15 protein-coding genes and 1 pseudogene are annotated in these 19,286 nt (G+C 69.9%); 7 read left to right on the forward strand and 9 right to left on the reverse strand.

The window, feature by feature from the left end:
- Positions 1 to 23: 23 nt before the first annotated feature.
- Genes OHA21_RS52425 through OHA21_RS52440 form a run of 4 tightly spaced genes read left to right on the forward strand, consistent with a single transcriptional unit; the run spans position 24 to position 5,459 of the window.
- Entirely contained in the window at positions 24 to 908 is an 885-nt protein-coding gene (locus OHA21_RS52425) for a carbohydrate ABC transporter permease (protein WP_328468688.1), read from the forward strand.
- 3 nt (positions 909 to 911) lie between these two features.
- Positions 912 to 1,745: a carbohydrate ABC transporter permease gene (locus tag OHA21_RS52430; RefSeq protein WP_328468690.1), complete on the forward strand. Its 834-nt coding sequence runs from the start codon at positions 912 to 914 to the stop codon at positions 1,743 to 1,745.
- A 4-nt stretch (positions 1,746 to 1,749) separates the two neighbouring features.
- The gene (locus tag OHA21_RS52435) at positions 1,750 to 4,335 is read left to right on the forward strand and encodes an alpha-L-rhamnosidase (RefSeq protein ID WP_328468692.1); all 2,586 of its coding nucleotides are present in this window, start codon (positions 1,750 to 1,752) and stop codon (positions 4,333 to 4,335) included.
- Positions 4,336 to 4,388: 53 nt separating this feature from the next.
- Complete coding sequence (locus tag OHA21_RS52440; RefSeq protein WP_328468694.1) at positions 4,389 to 5,459, forward strand: LacI family DNA-binding transcriptional regulator; 1,071 nt, start codon at positions 4,389 to 4,391, stop codon at positions 5,457 to 5,459.
- 38 nt (positions 5,460 to 5,497) lie between these two features.
- On the opposite strand, the pseudogene OHA21_RS52900 reads toward OHA21_RS52440, so the two are convergent.
- From OHA21_RS52900 to OHA21_RS52465, 6 genes and pseudogenes are all read right to left on the reverse strand, one after another.
- Positions 5,498 to 5,665, reverse strand: a pseudogene (locus OHA21_RS52900) (hypothetical protein); the annotation flags it as partial.
- 86 nt (positions 5,666 to 5,751) lie between these two features.
- Positions 5,752 to 6,426, reverse strand: a complete 675-nt coding sequence (locus tag OHA21_RS52445) for an ABC transporter ATP-binding protein (protein ID WP_328468696.1) — start codon at positions 6,424 to 6,426, stop codon at positions 5,752 to 5,754.
- On the reverse strand, positions 6,423 to 7,346 hold the full coding sequence (locus tag OHA21_RS52450) for an ABC transporter ATP-binding protein (RefSeq protein ID WP_328468698.1): 924 nt from the start codon (positions 7,344 to 7,346) through the stop codon (positions 6,423 to 6,425). The genes OHA21_RS52445 and OHA21_RS52450 overlap by 4 nt, the downstream gene beginning before the upstream one ends.
- Entirely contained in the window at positions 7,343 to 8,191 is an 849-nt protein-coding gene (locus tag OHA21_RS52455; protein ID WP_328468700.1) for an ABC transporter permease, read from the reverse strand. Before OHA21_RS52455 ends, OHA21_RS52450 begins: the two co-directional genes overlap by 4 nt.
- A complete protein-coding gene (locus tag OHA21_RS52460) occupies positions 8,184 to 9,149 on the reverse strand; it encodes an ABC transporter permease (RefSeq protein ID WP_328468702.1) in 966 nt (321 codons plus the stop codon). The genes OHA21_RS52455 and OHA21_RS52460 overlap by 8 nt, the downstream gene beginning before the upstream one ends.
- Positions 9,146 to 10,735, reverse strand: coding sequence for an ABC transporter substrate-binding protein (locus OHA21_RS52465; protein ID WP_328468704.1), 1,590 nt, complete (start codon positions 10,733 to 10,735; stop codon positions 9,146 to 9,148). Before OHA21_RS52465 ends, OHA21_RS52460 begins: the two co-directional genes overlap by 4 nt.
- A 395-nt stretch (positions 10,736 to 11,130) precedes the next feature.
- Between OHA21_RS52465 and OHA21_RS52470 the strand changes: the two genes are divergently transcribed.
- Together OHA21_RS52470 and OHA21_RS52475 are read left to right on the forward strand one after the other, a co-directional pair.
- On the forward strand, positions 11,131 to 12,639 hold the full coding sequence (locus tag OHA21_RS52470) for a hypothetical protein (protein WP_328468706.1): 1,509 nt from the start codon (positions 11,131 to 11,133) through the stop codon (positions 12,637 to 12,639).
- Between the two features lie 222 nt (positions 12,640 to 12,861).
- Complete coding sequence (locus tag OHA21_RS52475) at positions 12,862 to 13,752, forward strand: DUF5994 family protein (RefSeq protein WP_328468707.1); 891 nt, start codon at positions 12,862 to 12,864, stop codon at positions 13,750 to 13,752.
- Between the two features lie 365 nt (positions 13,753 to 14,117).
- On the opposite strand, the gene OHA21_RS52480 is transcribed toward OHA21_RS52475, so the two are convergent.
- From OHA21_RS52480 to OHA21_RS52490, 3 genes are all read right to left on the reverse strand, one after another.
- Positions 14,118 to 14,354, reverse strand: coding sequence for a hypothetical protein (locus OHA21_RS52480; protein WP_328468709.1), 237 nt, complete (start codon positions 14,352 to 14,354; stop codon positions 14,118 to 14,120).
- A 79-nt stretch (positions 14,355 to 14,433) separates the two neighbouring features.
- Positions 14,434 to 15,174 (reverse strand): PAQR family membrane homeostasis protein TrhA, encoded by a 741-nt coding sequence (trhA, locus tag OHA21_RS52485; protein WP_328468711.1) that lies wholly within the window; start codon positions 15,172 to 15,174, stop codon positions 14,434 to 14,436.
- Between the two features lie 114 nt (positions 15,175 to 15,288).
- The gene (locus tag OHA21_RS52490) at positions 15,289 to 16,686 is read right to left on the reverse strand and encodes an IS1380 family transposase (RefSeq protein ID WP_328468718.1); all 1,398 of its coding nucleotides are present in this window, start codon (positions 16,684 to 16,686) and stop codon (positions 15,289 to 15,291) included.
- Between the two features lie 734 nt (positions 16,687 to 17,420).
- Here OHA21_RS52490 and OHA21_RS52495 point away from each other — a divergent pair.
- Positions 17,421 to 19,127: a Na+/H+ antiporter gene (locus tag OHA21_RS52495; protein WP_328468720.1), complete on the forward strand. Its 1,707-nt coding sequence runs from the start codon at positions 17,421 to 17,423 to the stop codon at positions 19,125 to 19,127.
- Positions 19,128 to 19,286: the final 159 nt, after the last annotated feature.

Consider the following 19,286-nt stretch of genomic DNA (forward strand, 5'->3'; position numbering starts at 1 on the left):
GCCGCGGCACGAAAGGCAAGCTGATGCACAGCGTCCTGGGTGACCGGCGATCGGTTGCCATCCTTCTCGGGCCGGCCCTGCTGGTCTACTCCCTGATCATGCTGGTGCCGATGGTGTGGTCGCTGGGCTACACCTTCTTCACCGGCAGCGTCATCACCGGTTTCACCTGGGCCGGCGGCGCCAACTTCGGCAAACTGCTCGACGACCCGGCGCTGCCCGCGGCGTTGTGGTTCACCGTCAAGTACGCCGTCGTCATCACCGTCGGGCAGGTGTTCGCCGGCTACCTGCTCGCCCTGCTCTACGTGTTCTTCCTGCGCCGGGCCGGCTCCGTCGTGCGTACCCTCGTCTTCTTCCCGGTCATCCTGCCGACCGTCGCCGTGGCGCTGTTGTTCCAGAAGTTCTTCGAGTACGCCCCGCAGACCGGCCCGGTCAACGCGGTGATCGAAGCGTTCGGCGGCACCGGCGCCGACTGGTTCGCCACGCCCGGCAACGCGTTCCTCGTGGTCGCCCTGATGGACATCTGGCGCTCGATGGGCTTCTACGCCGTCCTGCTCTACGCCGGGTTGCTCGACATCCCGGACGACGTGATGGAGGCCGCCTCGATCGACGGCGCCAGCACCCGGCGGATGATCCGCAGCATCATCGTCCCGCTGTCGCTGCCGGTCCTGGTGTCCTCGCTGGTGTTCAGCATCAACGGCACGCTCAAGGCGTTCGACTCGATCTACGCCCTCACCGGCGGCGGGCCGGGCAGCGCCACCAGCCCGCTCACGCTGTACATGTACCAGACGTCGTTCGCCTACGGCGACTACGGCTACGGCTCGACGATCGCGCTCACGCTGACCGTCCTGTGCCTGCTGGTCACCGTCCTCATCTTCCGCGCGACCCGCCGCGACCCGGCGCAGGGGTAACCGATGACCTTCTCCCGTTTCCTCAGGCGACTACCCGGATACGTCTGCGTGGCATTGCTGCTGGTTGTTGTCACGTACCCCCTGATCTGGCTCTTTCTCGGCTCCTTCAAGACGCAGGACGAGTTCCTGAACAACCCGACCACGTCGCTGCCGGAGAGCTTCACCAACTTCGCGAACTACTCGCAGGCATGGTCATCGGTCGCCACCTATCTGCAGAACTCGCTGCTCACCGTGCTCCCCTCGCTCGCACTGATCATCGTGCTCGGCACCGCGGCCGGCTTCGCCCTCGAGGTCCTGGTCTGGAAGGGCCGGCAGACCACCCTGCTGCTGTTCCTGGCCGGCATCATGATCCCCGGCCAGATGATCCTGCTGCCGCTGTTCAGCGTGTATTTCCAGCTGCATCTGACCGGCACCCTGTGGCCGCTGATCATCACCTACACCGCCATCGGCCTGCCGCTGACCGTGTTCATGATGGCCACCTACTTCCGGGCCATCCCGAAGTCGGTGTTCGAGGCCGCGACCATGGACGGCGCGAGCATCATCCGCTCGTTCGTCTCCATCGGCTTCCCGATGATGCGCAACTCGATCCTCACCATCGCGCTGGTGCAGTTCTTCTTCCTCTGGAACGACCTGCTCATCGCCCTGACCTTCACCACCGACGACGCCCAGCGCACCGTGCAGGTCGGCCTGCTCAACTTCACCGGCCAGTTCGGCGTCGTCGAATACGGCCCGACCTTCGCGGCGATCTGCATCAACGTGCTGCTGATCCTGGCCATCTACCTCTTCCTCAACCAGCGAGTCATGCGCGGTCTGGCGGCCGGCGCGGTGAAAGGCTGAACCGTTGTCTGCACCGAACGGCACGGGCACGCGTGTGCGCGCGCCCCGCATCGAACACCACGACCGCCCGCTCGGCATCGGCGAGCGCACCCCACGCCTGTCCTGGCAGATGGAGACGGTCCGGCCCGGTTGGCGCCAGCAGGCGTACGAGATCCAGATCAACGGGCAGGGCAGCGGCCGGATCGACTCGGCCGACAGTGTCCTGGTCCCGTGGCCGGGCGCGGCGCTGACCTCCCGCGAGCAGGCCGACGTCCGCGTGCGGGTGTGGGCGGCCGGCGAACCGGAGCCGACCGCGTGGAGCGACACCACCACGGTCGAGGCCGGTCTGCTGGAGCCCGCCGACTGGCAGGCCGTCTTCGTCGGCTCCGCCGACATCACCGAGGGCGACCGGCGGCCGGTCTTGCTGCAACGAGAATTCACGGTACGGGCCGGGCTGCTCAAAGCCAGGGTGTACGCGACCGCGGGCGGCCTCTACGAACTGGAGCTCAACGGCTCACGGGCCGGCGACGACGTGCTCGCGCCCGGCTGGACCAGCTACCACCACCGGCTGGCCTACCGGACCCACGACGTCACCGGTCTGCTGAAGCCGGGCGCCAACACGATCAGCGGCTGGCTGGCCGACGGCTGGTGGCGCGGCGAGTACGGCTGGAACCGGCTCGGCGAACGCTACGGTCCGGACACCGCGTTGCTCGCCCAGCTCGAACTGCACTACGCCGACGGCGCCGTCGAACACGTCGTCACCGACGGGTCCTGGACCTGGGCGTACGGAGCCATCACGCAGTCGAGCATCTACGACGGCGAACACCATGACGCCCGGATCGAGGCGGCCGGCTGGAGTCCCGTACAGAAAAAGAACATGCAGGTCGGTGACCTGACCGCGCCCGCCGGACCACCGGTGCGCCGGATCCAGACCCTGCCGCCGGCCGGCATCACCCGTCTCGACGACGGCACCCATCTGATCGACTTCGGACAGAACCTGGCCGGCCGGCTGCGGATCACGGTCACCGGCCCGGCCGGTACGGAGATCGGCATCCGGCACGCCGAAGTGCTGGAGAACGGCCGCCTCTGCACCCGGCCGATCCGCACCGCCGTCGCCCACGACGTCTACACGCTGGCCGGCGTCGGCGCCGAGACGTGGGAGCCGCGGTTCACGTACCACGGCTTCCGGTACGCGGAGATCACCGGCTGGCCCGGCGAGCTCGACCCGGCCGACGTGGTCGCGGTCGTCTGCCACGACGACATGCCGTCCACCGGCGACTTCGAGTGCTCGGATCCGCTGATCGAGCGCCTGCATGAGAACGTGCGATGGAGCATGCGCGGCAACTTCGTCTCGGTGCCCACCGACTGCCCGCAACGCGACGAGCGCCTCGGCTGGACCGGCGACCTGCAGGTCTTCGCGCCCACCGCCGCGTTCCTCTACGACGCGACCGGCAGCATCGCCGACTGGCTCACCGACGTGAACGCCGAGACCGGCGACGACGGGCTCGTCCCGCTCTACGTGCCGCACATCGAAACCGACTTCACCCAGTTCCACTGCGCGGTCTGGGGTGACGTCACCACCGTCGTCCCGCTGGTGCTCTACGACCGGGCGGGGGACCTCGGGCCGGTGCTGCGTGGCTACGACACCGCCCGCGCCTGGGTCGACGGTTGCCGACGGCTGCTCGACGACCGTGACGTGATCGCCGAGGGGCTGCAGCTCGGGGACTGGCTCGACCCGGCCGCTCCGTCGGACCGGCCGCAGCAGGCGCGTACCGACCCGTACCTCGTCGCCACCGCCTACCTCGCCCACTCCGCGCGCCTGCTCGCCCGGCAGGCCCGGCTGGTCGGCAAGGACGACGACGCCGCTTCCTGCTCCGCCCTCGCCGACCGGGTCGCGGCGGGTTTCCGCCGCGAGTTCGTCACCGCCGCCGGGCGGTGCGTCTCGGACACCCAGACCGCGTACGCCCTGGCGCTCTGCTTCGACCTGCTGCTTCCGGAGCAGCGGGTGCACGCGGGGAACCGGCTCGCCGAACTCGTCCGCGAGGGGGAGTTCCGCATCGGCACCGGCTTCGCCGGAACGCCGCTGATCCTGGACGCCCTCACCACCACCGGACACCTGGAGGAGGCCTACCGGCTGCTGCTCTCGCGTGAACTGCCGTCGTGGCTGTACCCGGTCACCATGGGCGCCACGACGATCTGGGAACGCTGGGACTCCATGCTGCCCGACGGGTCGATCAACCCCGGCAACATGACCTCGTTCAACCATTACGCCCTCGGCGCCGTGGCGGACTGGCTGCACCGTACCGTCGCCGGGCTGGCCCCGGCCGCGCCCGGCTACCGGACCCTGCACGTGCGACCCCGGCCCGGCGGAGGCCTGACCCGGGCCGCGGCCCGGCATCACACCCCCTACGGCACCGCCTCGGTCCAGTGGCGGCGAGAGGACACCACCCTGCTCGTCGACGTGATCGTGCCCCCGGGCTGCGACGCCGTCATCGATTTACCCGGGCGACAACCGATCACCGTGGCTGCAGGCGCACACAGCTTCACCAGCGAACACCGGTCCGCTGCCGATGACCCCATCGCTCCGCTGCCGGCACGCCGGTACTTCTGAGCCGGGCGGCGGCTCCCGTAGTCTTCGGGCCGGTGGCCGGACGCAGCAGATGAGTGGGGACGACCGTGGGGCGCGCAACGATCCGGGATGTCGCCCGCGTGGCCGGAGTCTCCGACGGCACGGTCAGCAACACCCTGAACCGGCCGCACCTGGTCACCCCGGAAACCCGCGACCGGGTGCGGCAGGCCATGGCGACCGTCGGCTACGTGCCCAACGCCGCCGCCCGGGCGCTGCGCGTCGGCCGGACCCGCACCATCGGCCTGGTCGTCCTCGACGTCGGCAACCCGTTCTTCGCCGAGGTCGCCGCCGGCGCCGAACAGACCGCCATCGAGGCCGGCGCCGACATCGCGTTGTTCCACACCGGCCTCGGCGAACACACCCGCGAACAGCGGCTGCTGCACCGCCTCGCCGAACGCCGCCTCGACGGCCTGATCATCACCCCCAACGACGTCGACCACCCCCTGCTCGACACCATCGAGCAAGGCGGCACCCCCGTGGTCGTCCTTGCACGCGAGGTGCGAAGCGGACGCCGCAGCGCGGTACGCAGTGACGACTTCCTCGGCGGAGTGCTGGCCGCACGCCATCTGCTCGACAACGGCCATCGCCGGCTCGCCTTCGCGGGATGGCGCCACGACGAGCGCTATCAGGGCGCGACGCGAACCGCCGCCGAAGCCGGTGCCACCCTCAGCTGGCTCGGCACTTCCGGGGCCGGCCTCGCCGACGGCCTGGCCGCCGGTCGCCACCTCACCGGCCTCGACCCGCACCAGCGGCCGACCGCCGTCTTCTGCGCCAACGATCTCATCGCTGCCGGCGTCATCCAGGTAGCCACCCTAAGCGGCCTGCGGATCCCCGACGACCTCGCCGTCGTCGGTTTCGACGACACCGATATCGCCAGTGCCGCCAGTGCCGTCGAACTGACCAGCGTGCGCCAGCCGGCCGCCGACATCGGCGCCGCGGCCGTCCGCGTCATCCTCGACGACACGGCCGGCCACCGTTGCCCGGCCACGGACGTCGTCTTCGAGCCGTACCTGATGGTTCGCGAATCCAGCGTGCTGGGGGAGTGGTCGCGTGGGCCCGTGGCCGACGCACCGGGATCCGAGGGACCGATCGCGGTCAGTGCTTGAACCGCGCCGGCAGCCATCAGGTCGCAGGACACGAACATCGCGTCGATCTCCGGGTGCTCGCTCATCAGGTGCAACGTGAAAGCCGCAGCCGTCGTCACTGAACTCCGGAGGCCGAACTCGCGCACCGCACGCCGGTAGCCTGTCCGGCGCTCGCGTGAGTCCGCGCTGTCGGCCGGACCGTGGATCGTGGGCTTCGTCCGGCTCACCGCTGCCTCCTCCCGGCACCCGAAACTCTACGGACGATCACTCGCCCAGCGTCAGGTAAGGCACTTGCCGTGATCGCGGTTGTCCGTCATCGCCGCGCCGCGGCGCGCTCCTTCGTGGCCATCTCGACGATCCGGTCGGTCCAGCGGGTCAGCAGGACCGGGTCGTGGCTGACCACCAGCACGCCCATGTCGTTGTCGTGCTGTTCCTGCCTGATCACCGCGGCCACGTGCGCCTGCGTGGAGGCGTCCAGCATCGTGGTCGCCTCGTCGCACAGCAGGTAGCCCGGCCGGTGCACCAGGGCCCGGGCCAGACAGGCACGCTGCAACTGCCCGTCGCTGACGGCGTGCGGCCTGCGGGCGAGCAGATCGGGCGTCAGCCCCACCCGGTCGGCGAGTTCGGCGACCCGGAGCCCGATCCGGTCCGGCGGCGTCCGGGTGGCCCGCATCGGTTCGGCGATCAGGTCGGCCAGGCTCAGCCGCGGGTCGCTGGCCGCGCGGGGACTTTGGAACAGCAGCCCGACGCGGGTGCGCACCTGCGCCGGCACTCGATGGCGGGCGCCGTCGACGCGCTGCCCGTCGAGGATGACGTGTCCACCGGACGGGGAGTGCAGCAGCGCGAGCACCCGTACCAATGTTGATTTTCCGCAGCCGGAGGGGCCGCGCAGCCCGACCGTCTCGCCGGGCGCGACGGAAAGGGAGACCTCGTGCAGGACGGGCCGGCCTCGGTAGCCGGCCGAGACACCGCAGGCGGCGAGGCTCATGCCGGCACCTCCGAGGGGAGCAGGGGATGGTGGCAGGCGACCGGCCCGGCCGGCTGGGTCGCGCAGGCGTCGCTGGCGCGCGGGCAGCGCGCGGCGAACGCGCATCCCTGCGGGAGCGCGGTCAGCATCGGTGGGTGGCCGGGGATGGGCAGGAATTCCCGCTGCGGGAGGGCTTGCAACAGCGCGGAGGTGTACGGGTGAGCCGGTGCCGCGAAGACATCGGCGGCCGGCCGGTGCTCGACGATGCGGCTGGCGTACATGACGGCGACGGTGTCGGCGACGCGTTCGGCCGCGGCCAGGTCGTGGGTGATCAGCAGGACGGCGCCGCCGTCGTCGCAGCGGCGGCGCAGCAGGTCGAGGGTGTGGTCGACCAGCGGCCGGTCGAGTCCGGTGGTCGGTTCGTCGGCGATCAGCAGGGCCGGGTCGGCGGCGAGGGCGAGCGCGGTGACCAGGCGCTGGGACATCCCGCCGGACAGCTGGAACGGGTAGCGGTCCAGATCCGCTGGCTCCAGGCCGGCGTCGGCGGCGACCCGGTCGGCGAGTTTCGGGTCCCGGCCGTGGGTGCGCAGCGTCTCGGTGAGCAGCTTACGGCCGGTGCGCACGGCGGTGAGTGCGGTGGCGGGGCTCTGCGGGATCAGGCCGACGCGGCGGCCGCGGATGCGCCGGGCGAGTTCCTTCTCGCCGCAGTGCAGCAGGTCGGTGCCGTCGAAGGTGGCCTGCCCGCTGGTCTGGGCGTTGCCGGGCAGCAGGCCGAGCAGGGCGTGGGCCAGCACGGATTTGCCGCAGCCGGATTCGCCGACCACGGCGAGCAGCTCGCCGCGGCGTACGGTCAGATCGAGGTCGGTGACCGCCTGGACCACCGCGTCGCGCAAGCGGAAGCGCACGCTGAGCCCTTCGGTGCGCAGCAGGGTTTCGGTCATAGGTTGAGCTCCGCTCGGACTCGGGGATCGAGGCGGTCGCGCCAGCGGCCGGCGAGCGCCGCGATGGCCAGGGTGACCACGATGATCAGCAGGCCCGGCACGATGCTGGCCCACCAGGCGCCGGTGAGCAGGGACCGCTGCCCGTCGTTGATCATGTTGCCGAGGGAAGCGAGGTGCGGCGGCAGGCCGAGTCCGAGGAACGACAGCGACGTCTCGTGCCAGACCGCGTGCGGGATCATCAACGTGGTGGCCAGCGCGATCTTCGGCACCACGTGCGGCAGCAGATGCCGGGTGAGCACGCGGCGGCGGCTCGCACCGCCGGAGATCGCGGCGTCGATGAACGGGCGGGTCCGCAGCGTCAGCAGTTCCGAGCGGACGATGCGGGCGGTGGACAGCCAGTGGGTGAGCCCGATGGAGAGGATCACCGCGCCGAGGCTGGGGCGCAGCATAGCCACGATGAAAATGCCGAGCAGCAGGTGCGGCAGCGCGGCGAGGGTGTCGACGACGCGCATGAGCACCCGGTCGGTCCAGCCGCCGAGCAGGCCGGCGAGGCCGCCGACGATGCCGCCGAGCACGGAGGCGGCCAGGGCGGCGACGATGCCGACCAGCAGCGAGACGCGCAGGCCGTAGATGCTGCGGTGCAGCACGTCGCGGCCCAGGTCGTCGGTGCCACCGGGATGGGCGGGCGACGGCGGCTGCGCGATGTTGTCGAGCGCCACGGCGCTCTGATCCAAAGGCCACAGCAGGGGTACGAGCACGGTGGCGCCCAGCGCGACGACGAGGACGACCGCCGACAGTTGCGGGACCGGCAGTCGGCGGGGGCGGGGCAGGGCGAGGTCAGCCATCGATACGCACCCGGGGATCGGCGGCCGTGTAGGCCAGGTCGGTGGCCAGGTTCGCCAGCAGCACCACCGCGGTGGTGATCAAGGTGATCGCGGCCAGCAGCGGGAAGTCGCTGCCGAGCGCGGCCTGCACGGTGACCCCACCCAGTCCGGGCAGCGAGAAGACGGTCTCCACCAGCACCGACCCGCCGACGATCTCCGGCAGGTGGGTGCCGATCAGGGTGAGGAACGGCAGCAGCGCGGTGCGCAGGGCGTGGCCGAACAGGACGGTACGGCCGCGCAGGCCCCGGGCCCAGGCGGCGAGCACGTGGTCGTCACGCAGGCTCTCGGCGACCGAGTCACGCACGAACAGCAGGAACCACGGCGCCTGCGAGATCGCCAGGACGGTCACCGGGAGCACGAGGTGGTGCGCCACGTCGGTGAACGAGGTGGAGGTGGCGGTGACATCAGTCAGCCCGCCGGCCGGGAACCAGCCCAGCGCCAGGGCGAACACGGCGATCGCCGCGAGGGCCAGCCAGAAGACCGGCATCGACTCGACGGCGTACGCGGCGGCCCGCAGTGCCCGGTCGAAGAGGCCGCCGCGCCGGTAGGCGGCGATGGTGCCCAGCACGAGGCTGCCGATCAGGACCACCGCGAGGGTGACTCCGATCAGCAGCAGCGTCCAGCCGGCCCGGGCGCCGATCACCGCGGCGACCGGCTCGTGCCGGGAGGTGGACCAGCCCAGATCTCCCTGCACGAGGTTGGAGAGCCAACGGAAGTACTGCACCGGCAGCGGGTCGTCGACACCCCAGTTGGCGCGGATCTGCGCCAGGTTCTCCGGGGTGGCGGTGAACGCGGCGGCTCCGGCGTACTGCATGGCCGGGTCCATCGGGGATGCCGCACCGAGCAGGAACATGCCGATCGTGGTGGCGAACAGCACCGGTACGGCGACGGCGAGCCGCCGCCGGATCACGGTGATCACTTTTTGGACCAGGTGTGCAGGTTCCACCAGATGCCGCCGGCCACGCCGTGCTCGTGCGCCTCGACGCGCGGGGTCACCCCGGTGATGTTGTCGCGGATGACGTAGGTGTGCTGCAGGTAGGTGAGGAACACCCAGGGCGCGTCGGCGGCGAGTTGCTTCTGGAAGGTGGCGTACGCGCTCTTGCGCTGGGCCGGGTCGGTCTGGCTGCGGCCGTCCTGCAGTGCCTTGTCGACGACCGGCGAGGAGTAGGAGCCCGGGTTGAAGAAGCCCTGCTCGGCGAACTGGGAGCCGAACAGCTTGTAGGAGACGAAGTCCGGGTCGAACGGCGTGCCCCAGCCCATGATCAGCGCGTCGGATTTCATCCGCGGCGTGATCGCGTCCCAGGTCAGGCCCTCGGGTTTGATCTCGATGCCGGCCTTCTTCGCGTCGGCGGTGACCGCGAGAGCGAGTTCCTTGCGCAGGCTGTCGGCGGCCGGATACATGAGAGTGAACTGGGCGCGCTGCCCGCCCTTGGCGCGGATGCCGTCGCCTCCGGCCGTCCAGCCCGCGTCGTCGAGCAGCTTCGCCGCGGCCGCGGTGTCGGCGGTGCCGGAACCGGTGATCGACGGCTCGGCGAACTCGGAGGTGGACGGCACCGGCCCGAACGCGGGCTCGCCGGCTCCACCGAGAACGCCCTTGACCATTGCCGCGCGGTCGACGGCCGCGTTCAGCGCCCGGCGGACGGCGGGGTCGCCGGTGACCGGGTTCTTCATCGGCAGCATCACGCCGCGGTAGTCAGCGGTCGGCACCTTGTGCACGGTGAACCCGGCGACGCCGGTGAACCCGCCGGCAAGTTTCGGCGCGAGCTCGACGGCGTCGAACTCGCCGGCCCTGGCCCGCTGAGCGCGCACGTTGTCGTCGGGGACGAACGCGACCACCACCGATTCGTTGGCCGGTTTGCCGCCCCAGTAGCTGTCGTTGGCGCTGAGCACCATCCGGTCGCCGGGAGTCCAGGACGCCACTTTGTACGGGCCGGTGCCGATCGGCTTGCGGTTGAACTCGGCCTTGTTGACGTCCTGCCCCTGCAACGCCTTCGCCGGGACGATGCCCAGGTTCAGCCGTTGCAGGAACGGCGCGTAGGCGTACTTGAGCGTGAACTTGACGGTCGAGGGGTCGCTCGCCTCGACCTTGTCGAGCATGTCCAGGTCGGAGCGGATCGTCGAGTCGACCTTCGGGTCGAGCACCGACCGGTACGTGAAGACGACATCGTCGGCGGTCAGCGGGCTGCCGTCGTGGAACGTGACACCGCTGCGCAGCTTGGCGGTGACCGTGGTGCCGTCCACCGTGGGCAGCTGCTCGGCCAGGGCCGGAACCAGCTTGTTCTGCGCGTCGCGGGCGACCAGCCCGTCGAACATCAGCGCGGAGCCGTCCGCGCCGTAGCCGAGCACCGGGTTGAGCGTGTCGGGTTCCCCGGAGGTTGCGACGACGAGGGGGCTCTGGTTCGTGCCGGCCCCGCTGCTGTTGTCGGGGTCCGAGCATGCCGTCGCCAAGGCGGCGGCCGGGACGGCGACGGTGAGGAGGGCGACGGGGCGTTTCCTGGGCTGCATGTCGGGCTCACCTTTGAAGATCGGATCGTTGTCGCCATCTTTTACTAACTGCCATAAGTTGGCAACAAGGACTGGGATGCGTTTATCCAAGTTCGACGGCGGCGCCGCGACGGATGGGTTCCAGCCGGCACAAAGCTGCATCACAGCAACCACCACGCGGTCTACGTCAAGGGCAGTGACGACGCCTGCCTGGGAGCACGCGTATTACCGGCAGTAGAAGAACGTGCGCCCGGACCCCGTCGACACGAGCACGTCGCGGCCACGGAATACGAGGCCGTTGATCATGAAACGCTCATCGTCATCTCCGCCCTGAGGCCAGCAACGCATTGACCGCCATCGGTGAATCCGCCTAGGTTCGTGAGGGAACTCCCGAGGCTCTCGGAGGGATCGATCAGATGATCCGACCCAGGTCCAGAGCTGCGTCGGTGTGCGTCGGCGTGGTGATGCTGATGTCGTCGATGACCGCGGCGGGCACCGCGCAAGCCCGTCAACAGGGCGGGGATTGCCTCGACCGGAACGCGGCGCTGTCGGTGGAAGAGAGTCGCCTGAGCCTCGCCCTGCCGGACAACGACAACCCCGCGGTGCTGCAGAGCAAGCCGTTCGCTCAGCAGATGATCGAAGGTGCCGGCTTCCAGGGCGTCACACCCCGGTTCGTTCAGCAACTCTGCGCCGCCTCATCTTTGGCCGCCGCCCGCAAGATCGTGTCCCGCAACGCCGGTCGGCTGTGGGACATGGCGGTCGATCGGGCTCAGCGGCACGGACCGGTGCGTGGCGCCCTGCCCTACAGCGACGACCGGCCGCTCTACTGGACCCGGGTCCAGGCCATGGCCGCGATCCGGCAGTGGGCCCCGCGGTTCCCGCTCTTCTCGGGGCAGCGCCTCGAGCTGATCGAGGTGTTCGACCGGACATCGCGCGGGATGTCGGACGTCAATCTGCCGCCGGGGGCCGGCGTCAAGCGGATCATCGTGAGTGGCTTCGACCCGTACACGCTGGACGGCGGACCGGCCGGTACCGCACCCGGTGCCACGGGCAACAACATCCGGCACGGCAACCCGTCCGGCGCCACGGCGCTGTCGTTGGACGGTACGCGCTATCGCACCGCCGACGGCACGATCGCCGCCATCGAGGCGTACACATTGCCGGTGAGCTACCCGGAGTTCCGCCGCGGCTACCTGGAAGACACTGTTGGCCCGTTCATGCTGCCCGGTCCGCGGCAGGTCGACGCGTCGATCACGGTCAGCCAGGCCGTGGACTCAGTGTTCTGGCTCGAGCAATGGAACGCGCGCTACCACGGCGTCACGATCGGGAACGACCGGTTCCGGCCCTGCCCGCCGATCGGCAACGTGCCCCAGCTGGCGGTCAACAACCCGGAGTGCAACACCATGGTGGTGGACCGCTGGGGTGGCCCGCAGACCTTCGACCTGCGCAAACCGCCGCAGTGGACCAGCGCCACACTGCCCGTCGGCCCGATGATCGCCGCACGGACCGGTGCCGGCGTGCCGCGACCACCGGGCGACGAGTGGCCCGACGAGTCGGTCGCGTTCGGCGTGATCTGGCACACCAACTACACCCAGTTCCCGGACTGTGCCTCTCCCACCCGCGAGACCCGCAACAGTCCGCCGCCGGTGGAGTACCCGCCGCCCGCGCCGCCGATTCCGCCTGACCCCGCGTCCTGCTCCTACAGCGGCGGCGGCGGCAACTACCTGTCCAACGAGAGTGCCTACCGCAACACGCTGCTGCGCGACCGGATGGGCCTGACCATCCCGGCCGGCCACATCCACACCCCGGACATGCAGCACTTCGAGACCGACTACGGCCCGAGCGACGCGACCTTCGACGCCTGGCGGCTGGCCATCGCCCAACAGACACGCAACCTGATCCACGTCGTGGCGGGCCAGGCCTGAACGCCTCAGGCGCGCGCCGTGCATGCTTGGCCTCGCCGTCGGCTCGGCATGCTGCGGCATCCATCGGTCGCGCGGATGACGAAGCCATCGTTCACCACCCAGAGTACGCGCGTCGGCACTGAGGACGCGTACGGTGGTGAGAGCTACCGGCTTCTCCCATCCTCCGACGAGCACCGCCCCCGATCGTGATGGCGCCGAGGCTGCACACGGAGAGGCATCGCCATGGATCGCAGCAGTGGGGCCGAGGCCACTCCCGGATCGGGTGGCGCGATACGTCTGCGACTCAACCCGCATCCGTCGAGGTTCACCGTCCTCGACGGGGCCTGGTGGCCTCGGTCGACGAACGCAGTCACCGAAATCCCGCAACTGACGGCGGCACTTGCCGGGCTTCGGGGTGAGATCACGCACGTACTGTTGAACGCCTCCGAATGGGACCTCCCGCATCCGCGGCGCGCCGCCACCAGCCGGCGACCGGTGCGGCTCGGCTGGCACGCGTCCCAGCCCGCCGGACTGATCACGATCATGACCGAGTTCGGAGACGGCCGCTTCGACCTGATGGTCGTTCCTCCCGACGCGAGCCGTGCATCGGCCGACGCCGCGCTGACCGCCGCAGTGGACGCAGTGGACAAGCGCCACGCACCTGAACCGCCGGTGGAGGTGAGCGTCGGCGCTTCGCAGGCCGGTGACCTTCTTTCGCCGCTCGTGGACGCGATCTCGCGGGGCAGTCAGGAAGCGCTCGCCGTGCTGCTGCACCGCACGGCGGAGGCCATCGCGGCCGAGCTGACGGCGGGCCTGGCGAATGCGGGACAGCGTGCCGCGGTTCTCGCGGGTACCTACGTCGAGGTGTGGTGGCTGGCGGGCTGTCGCGGTAGCGCGGAGTCCGATGTCCTGCAATGGATCAAGCAAATCCTGCACCGACGTGTCGTGGCCGCCCGGAAGGTCACGAGCCCGCCTGTTGCGTCGGATCATCGGCCCTCCTGCGCAGAGCTCGAACTGGCGGCTTTGCTGGATCGACCGATCGACCACCTCTGGACGGTCCCGGCCTGCGGATCACGGGAGTCGCTCGTAGTGCTGAAAAGTAACGTCGAGCCGCTGTCCGTTTCTGCGTGTTGAAGCTCGATGGCGGCGTAGACGTTGGCTACCGCCTGCTGCGACGACGGCCAGGATTCAGCCGGACAGAGAGAGTATGCGTCGGCGTACCGCCTGCGCCGGGCGGAGGCCCTGCTCGAGCGGGCCTGGCCGAGCAGGTTCCCCCGCTCGGCGCATAGACTGGCGCCATGGCGGCCGATGAGGATGCTCGGCAGGAACGTGGCACGCGAGCGCGGGAGCGCGGGCTCGAGGCGGCCAAGCGCGCGGACGAACTGGCCAAGCGCTCGGAAGCCCTCGGCGAGCAGATCCGCCGGGAACCCGGGTCCACTCGGGAGCAGGCCGAGGCGGCGCGGGTAAATGCCGAATACGCTCGCCGTGCGGCGGCGCTGTCAGCCGAGCGAGCCGCCGAAGCTGAGCAACGCTCGGCAAATACTCACGACGACGCCGCTGACCTTCACCGGAGGCTCGGCGACGCTGACATCGACGATGCCGCCACACACCGACGTGCTGCCGCACAGCACCGCGCCGCTGCGGCCGAAGACCGTGCGAACGCCGCACGTGACCTCGCTGATCGCCGCGCTCGCGAGCTTCCTGAAGCCTGAACCGCTGGGCACGGTCGCGTACACGACCCGTTTGCTGACCGCCCGCGCCGCTGCGCTGTCCGGACACGGCAGCGACGCCGCCAATTGGCCAGTGGGCGGGGTCTCAGGCGGTGGTGCTCAAGGCGATGGAGATGCCCATGCAATGGGCGGCGAACGCTGCGACCGTCAGGGCATGGAAGACCTCGTGGAAGCCGAACCAGCGCGGGCTCGGGTCAGGTCGTTTGAGGCCATAGACCACAGCACCCACGGTGTAGAGCACACCGCCCAGAAACAGGAACGTGACGACCAGGGCGCCCCCGGAACGCCAGAATCCCGGTAGGTAGAGCACCGCGACCCACCCCAGGGCGATGTACACCGGCACGTACAGCCAGCGAGGGGCGCCGACCCACAGGACCCGGAAGGCGACACCGGCCAGCGCGCCGCACCACACGATCCACAGCAAGATGCGGGCCTGGCCCGGCGGCAGCACGAGCACGCAGAACGGCGTGTACGTGCCGGCGATGATCATGAAAATGTTGGCGTGGTCGAACCGCTGCAGCACCTTGTGAGCGCGTTCGCCCCAGTGACCGCGATGATAGAGCGCGCTGATGCCGAACAGCAGCGCCGCCGACAGCGTGAACAGCGCTAAAGCCACCCGCGATCTGTCATCCGGGGACAGCGCGGTCAAGAACGCGCCGACACCGACGGCGATAGGAAAGGTGCCGGCGTGCAGCCAACCCCGAAGCCGGGGCTTGACCATGGCACTGATGTGCTCCAAGCCCTGCTCGACCCGGTCCTCCAGCCGGTTCAGGCCGGTCTGTGAGCGGTCAGCTAACCTCGGTCTTTCACTTGGCTCATCGTCCATAGCTGCTGATCGATTGATGTGACTTCGGATGCGGTTTGCCGGGTTGCTGGCATGCTGATGGCCCGGCGCAGGGCCGGGTTCCTCCGTGAAGCTGGTGGGACGTGGGTTGCTGGGTCAGCCTGCGGGTCGTGGGAGTGCCGCGAGGCGGCTGAAAGCGCTGGTCAGGGCCTCGGTCCAGGGCCAGTCGGCGGCGATGGCGAGGCGGGTCCGGCGGGCGGTGCGGGTGAGCCGGGCGGCGACGTGCAGCAGCCGGTAGCGCAGTCTCTTGGGCTCGGCGGTGGCGAGGTCGCCGTCGAGGAGCAGGGTTTGGGTCCAGGCGAGTAGGTCGATGCCGGTCAGGGCGAGTTGTAGCCAGGCCTGGTTGATCGCGAAGTGCCGGGACGGGAACCGGCCGAAGCCGGTGTCCTTGCCGGTGCGGATGCGGTCTTCGACGCGGGCGTGGGCCCGGTGCCGGGCCTCCAGGAACTGGATGCCGCCGTTGCCGGGTGGGGTGTCGGTGGCGACGACCTGATGCCGCCAGCCTTCGATGGTGTCGAACAGCGACAGCTGGGCGCCGGGGTGCGGGCGTTCGCGGCGGACCAGGAACCGGGTGCCCTGCGGCCAGCCGGTAGCGTCGAACAGGCCGGTGATCTCACAGACCTCGGCGTGTTCACGCAGGTCGCCGTCGGTGTCGATGGCGGGGATCCAGCCGGAGGCCGCGGTGATCGCTTGCCGGACGGGTTCGGTGATCGCGGTGCCGACGCTGAATCGGATGTCCAGGTGCTGCTCGCGCAGCGATCGGATGTGGGCGAGGAAGCCGTGGCTGGAGCCGGCCGAGTCGCTGCGCAGCAGGACCGGGGTGCCGTGCCGGTGGGCGTCGGGGATCTGGGTGAGTGCCTGGTCCAGGACGGTGATGTGGTCGGCGGTGGTGTTCGACCCGGCCCGGCCCTCGCGCAGGAGCCCGGACAGGGCTTCGCCGGTGTTGTCCAGGAAGCAGAACAACGGGTGATAGCCGAAGGTCTTCTTCCAGGTCCGGGTCGCTGCCTCCTTCTCCGAGTGGCAGATGACGATCGTCGCGTCGATGTCCAGGACCAGGCCCTGCATCTTGCGGCCGGCCACGGTGACCTGTGGCAGGTCGCCGCGGACCTCGGCGTGCTGAGCCCAGGCCACTTCCCGAGCCTGGGCTCGCGCGGCTCGCAGCTGGGCCAGCATCGCCTCGTCCACCTTCGACAGCAGCCGCCAGGCGGTCGGGTCGGAGGCGACCGGCCCGAACAGGCCGGCCTGGTCACGCAGGACGGCGAGATCGGCGATCGCTTCGCCGCCGTCGGCGAGCATCACCGCGAGATCGACCGCGATCCGGCCCGGGTCGTGCCCGCCACCGCGCTGCCGCAGACCCGTCAACCCAAGACTGAACGCGCTGGTCAACCCGGTCGCGTCGGCGAGATCGGCCAGCAGCCGGGCACCAGCGTGAGCGACCACGCCCCGCCCGCCACCAGTCACCGTGATCTTCGGACGTGTTGCGGTAGCCTTCACCCAGCAAGTGCCTTCCGTGACAGGAACATCGGACCCTCAGCAAGTCCTATTTTCCCTGATCAGAAGGCACTTCTTCTTTCTCCGCCCACTCCGTGGACAGCCCTTAACGAAGGGCCGAGGCTAATCCTGCTCGGCGGGCACGGTCAGTACTCACGCCGTCGCGAATACCCAGCCCTAGGCATCGATAACCGGTCGCGAGGATGTGGCACACACGCCGCCAGCAGTCTCTCCGGTCTTGCTGCCGCGGTCCGGTTCCAGACCGTGCGGTGCTCCGGGCGCCGGGCCCGGCGGGGACATGCGGTGGCGGGCGCGCTTGCGCTTACCGCGGTCAGTGCCGCTCGCCGTAGGCGCCGGTCCAGCCAGGCAGCCAGCGCCAGGCCACATCCCCACGGCAGCGACCAGGCCAACGCTGCCTGCCCTAAAGTTGTCAGCTGCCAGGAGCCGTAGAAGCCAACCCACAGCGGCACTGCCACCACCGTCGCACTGCCAAGAATGATGAACGCGGGGCACGGCGGCCGCCACCATTCACGCCGGGCGGCCTCAACGTGCTGCTTGACGAGTGCCAGTGCGAGGCAACATGCGACGGTCGAGGCGCCGATGGCAAAGCCACCAGTCGCCCTCAGTATTCGCGCTGCCAGGCACGAAGACGCGTACGCCAATTCCGTCGGTTAGCCCGCCGCTGCTCCGGCCGCGTTCTCCCGGGGCCCCGGCGGGTGATCCGTAAGGATGGAGCTGTGAACGTCGAGTCGTCCCTGGTGTTCGTCCTTGCCGCTGTCGCAGTGGTCGTGGTGGTGCGATGGATCGCCAATCGAACCGGCCTGCCTGCCGCGGCGCTGCTGCCGATCATCGGTGTCGGGTACGCGCTGCTGCCGGGACCCAACATTTCGCTGGACCCCGACATCGTGCTGACGCTGGTGCTGCCACCGCTGCTGTACAGCGCGGCTCTGGACGCTTCTCTGGGCGGGATCCGGCGCAATTTGCGTACGGTGGTGAGCCTGTCGGTGGTCCTGGTCCTGCTGACGGCCCTGGCGATCGGTTTCTGCTTCTCGTGGTTCGTCTCGGGCGCGACCCTGGCCGCCGGTATCGCGATCGGTGCGGCGGTGGCGCCGCCTGACCCGGTGGCCGCGCTCGCCGTCGGGCGACGGGTAGGGCTGCCCCCGAAAATCGTCACACTGATCCAGGGTGAAGGGCTGCTCAACGACGCGACCGCCCTCACCATCCTGAGTGTCGCCGTGGCCGCCGCCACGGGTGACGACTTCTCGGCGCCGTCGGCACTGGGCCGGTTCCTGATCGCGGCGGCAGGCGGGGTGGCCGTCGGCGTGCTGGTCGCCTTCGCCGTCCGCCTTCTGTCCCGGCCGCTGAGCAGCGATCCGATGATGGCCAATGCGGTCTCGCTGGCCACCCCGTTCGTTGCCTACCTGATCGGCGAACACGTTCACGTCTCCGGCGTGCTGGCGGTGGTCATCGCCGGGCTCGTCGTCGGGCACCACACGCCCCGGTCGGCCTCGGGTGCGGGCCGGCTACAGACGAGCGCGGTATGGCGGCTGGTCGACTTCCTGCTCGAAGGCTGCGTGTTCCTGCTGATCGGCCAGCAACTGCCCGCCGTCGTACAGGGGCTGGCGCAGTACGACACCGCCACCATCGTCATCGCCGTCACGATCAGCGTCGGTGTTGTTCTGGTGCTGCGGCCGGTGTGGCTGCTGCTGACCCAGTCACTGCCGCGCTCGCTGCACACCTGGCTGGGCGGTGACCGGCTGGACCGGGACGCCGGTGACAATGCCGACGAGGCGACGCCGTCTCCCGCAGAGCGACGGCGTGAGCAGCGACTGACGGGCCGTGAGGTCGTCGCTTTGAGCTGGTCGGGAACTCGCGGGGTGATCAGTCTGGCGGCGATCTCCACCATTCCGCTGGTCACCGACAGCGGCGCGCCGTTTCCGGCCCGGGACCTGCTGTTGTTCTGCACGTTCGTCGTCGTGCTCGTCACCCTGGTGGGCCAGGGACTCACCTTCGCGCCGATCGTCCGGGCGCTCGGGCTCCACGCTGACGAGAAAGATCAGGCTCGTCTTCGCAACGAGGCGCGCTCCGCCTCCGTGGAGGCCGCTCTCGCCGCGCTCGACGACCTGCAGGCACAGGAACACGATGACATCCACATCCATATGATCGAGACGATGCGGGCTCAACTCGGTGCCCGGCTGACCCGTTACCAGGGCCGGCTCACTCTGCTGCGCGAAAGCGACTCGAAGAACCTGCCGGTGTCGCCGGGGTACGAGGCGGCTCTGCATGTCCGCCGAGTAGCGATCGATGCCCAGCGCGACGAGCTCCTGCGATGGCGCGATGCCGGCTGGTTGCCCGACGAGGGGCTTCGGGTACTGGAACGCGAACTCGACCGGGAGGAAGGACTCCTGCCCGACCGGCCGGTGCGCCGGCGCGAGAACACATGAGCCGAACCTCGGCCTCCTGGCCGCTTCCGGAGAACGCGGCGGCCGGCCTTTCAACATCTGTGGCACCGGACCGGACCGGGCCGGTGTCGCGTTGCTGAAGGCCACTCGACCTGCTAGACAGGGGCCGGCGAGCGCCGTCCGCAGGGGAATGTCCGCATG

The sequence above is a fragment of the Actinoplanes sp. NBC_00393 genome (genome assembly GCF_036053395.1).
Taxonomy (GTDB): Bacteria; Actinomycetota; Actinomycetes; order Mycobacteriales; family Micromonosporaceae; genus Actinoplanes.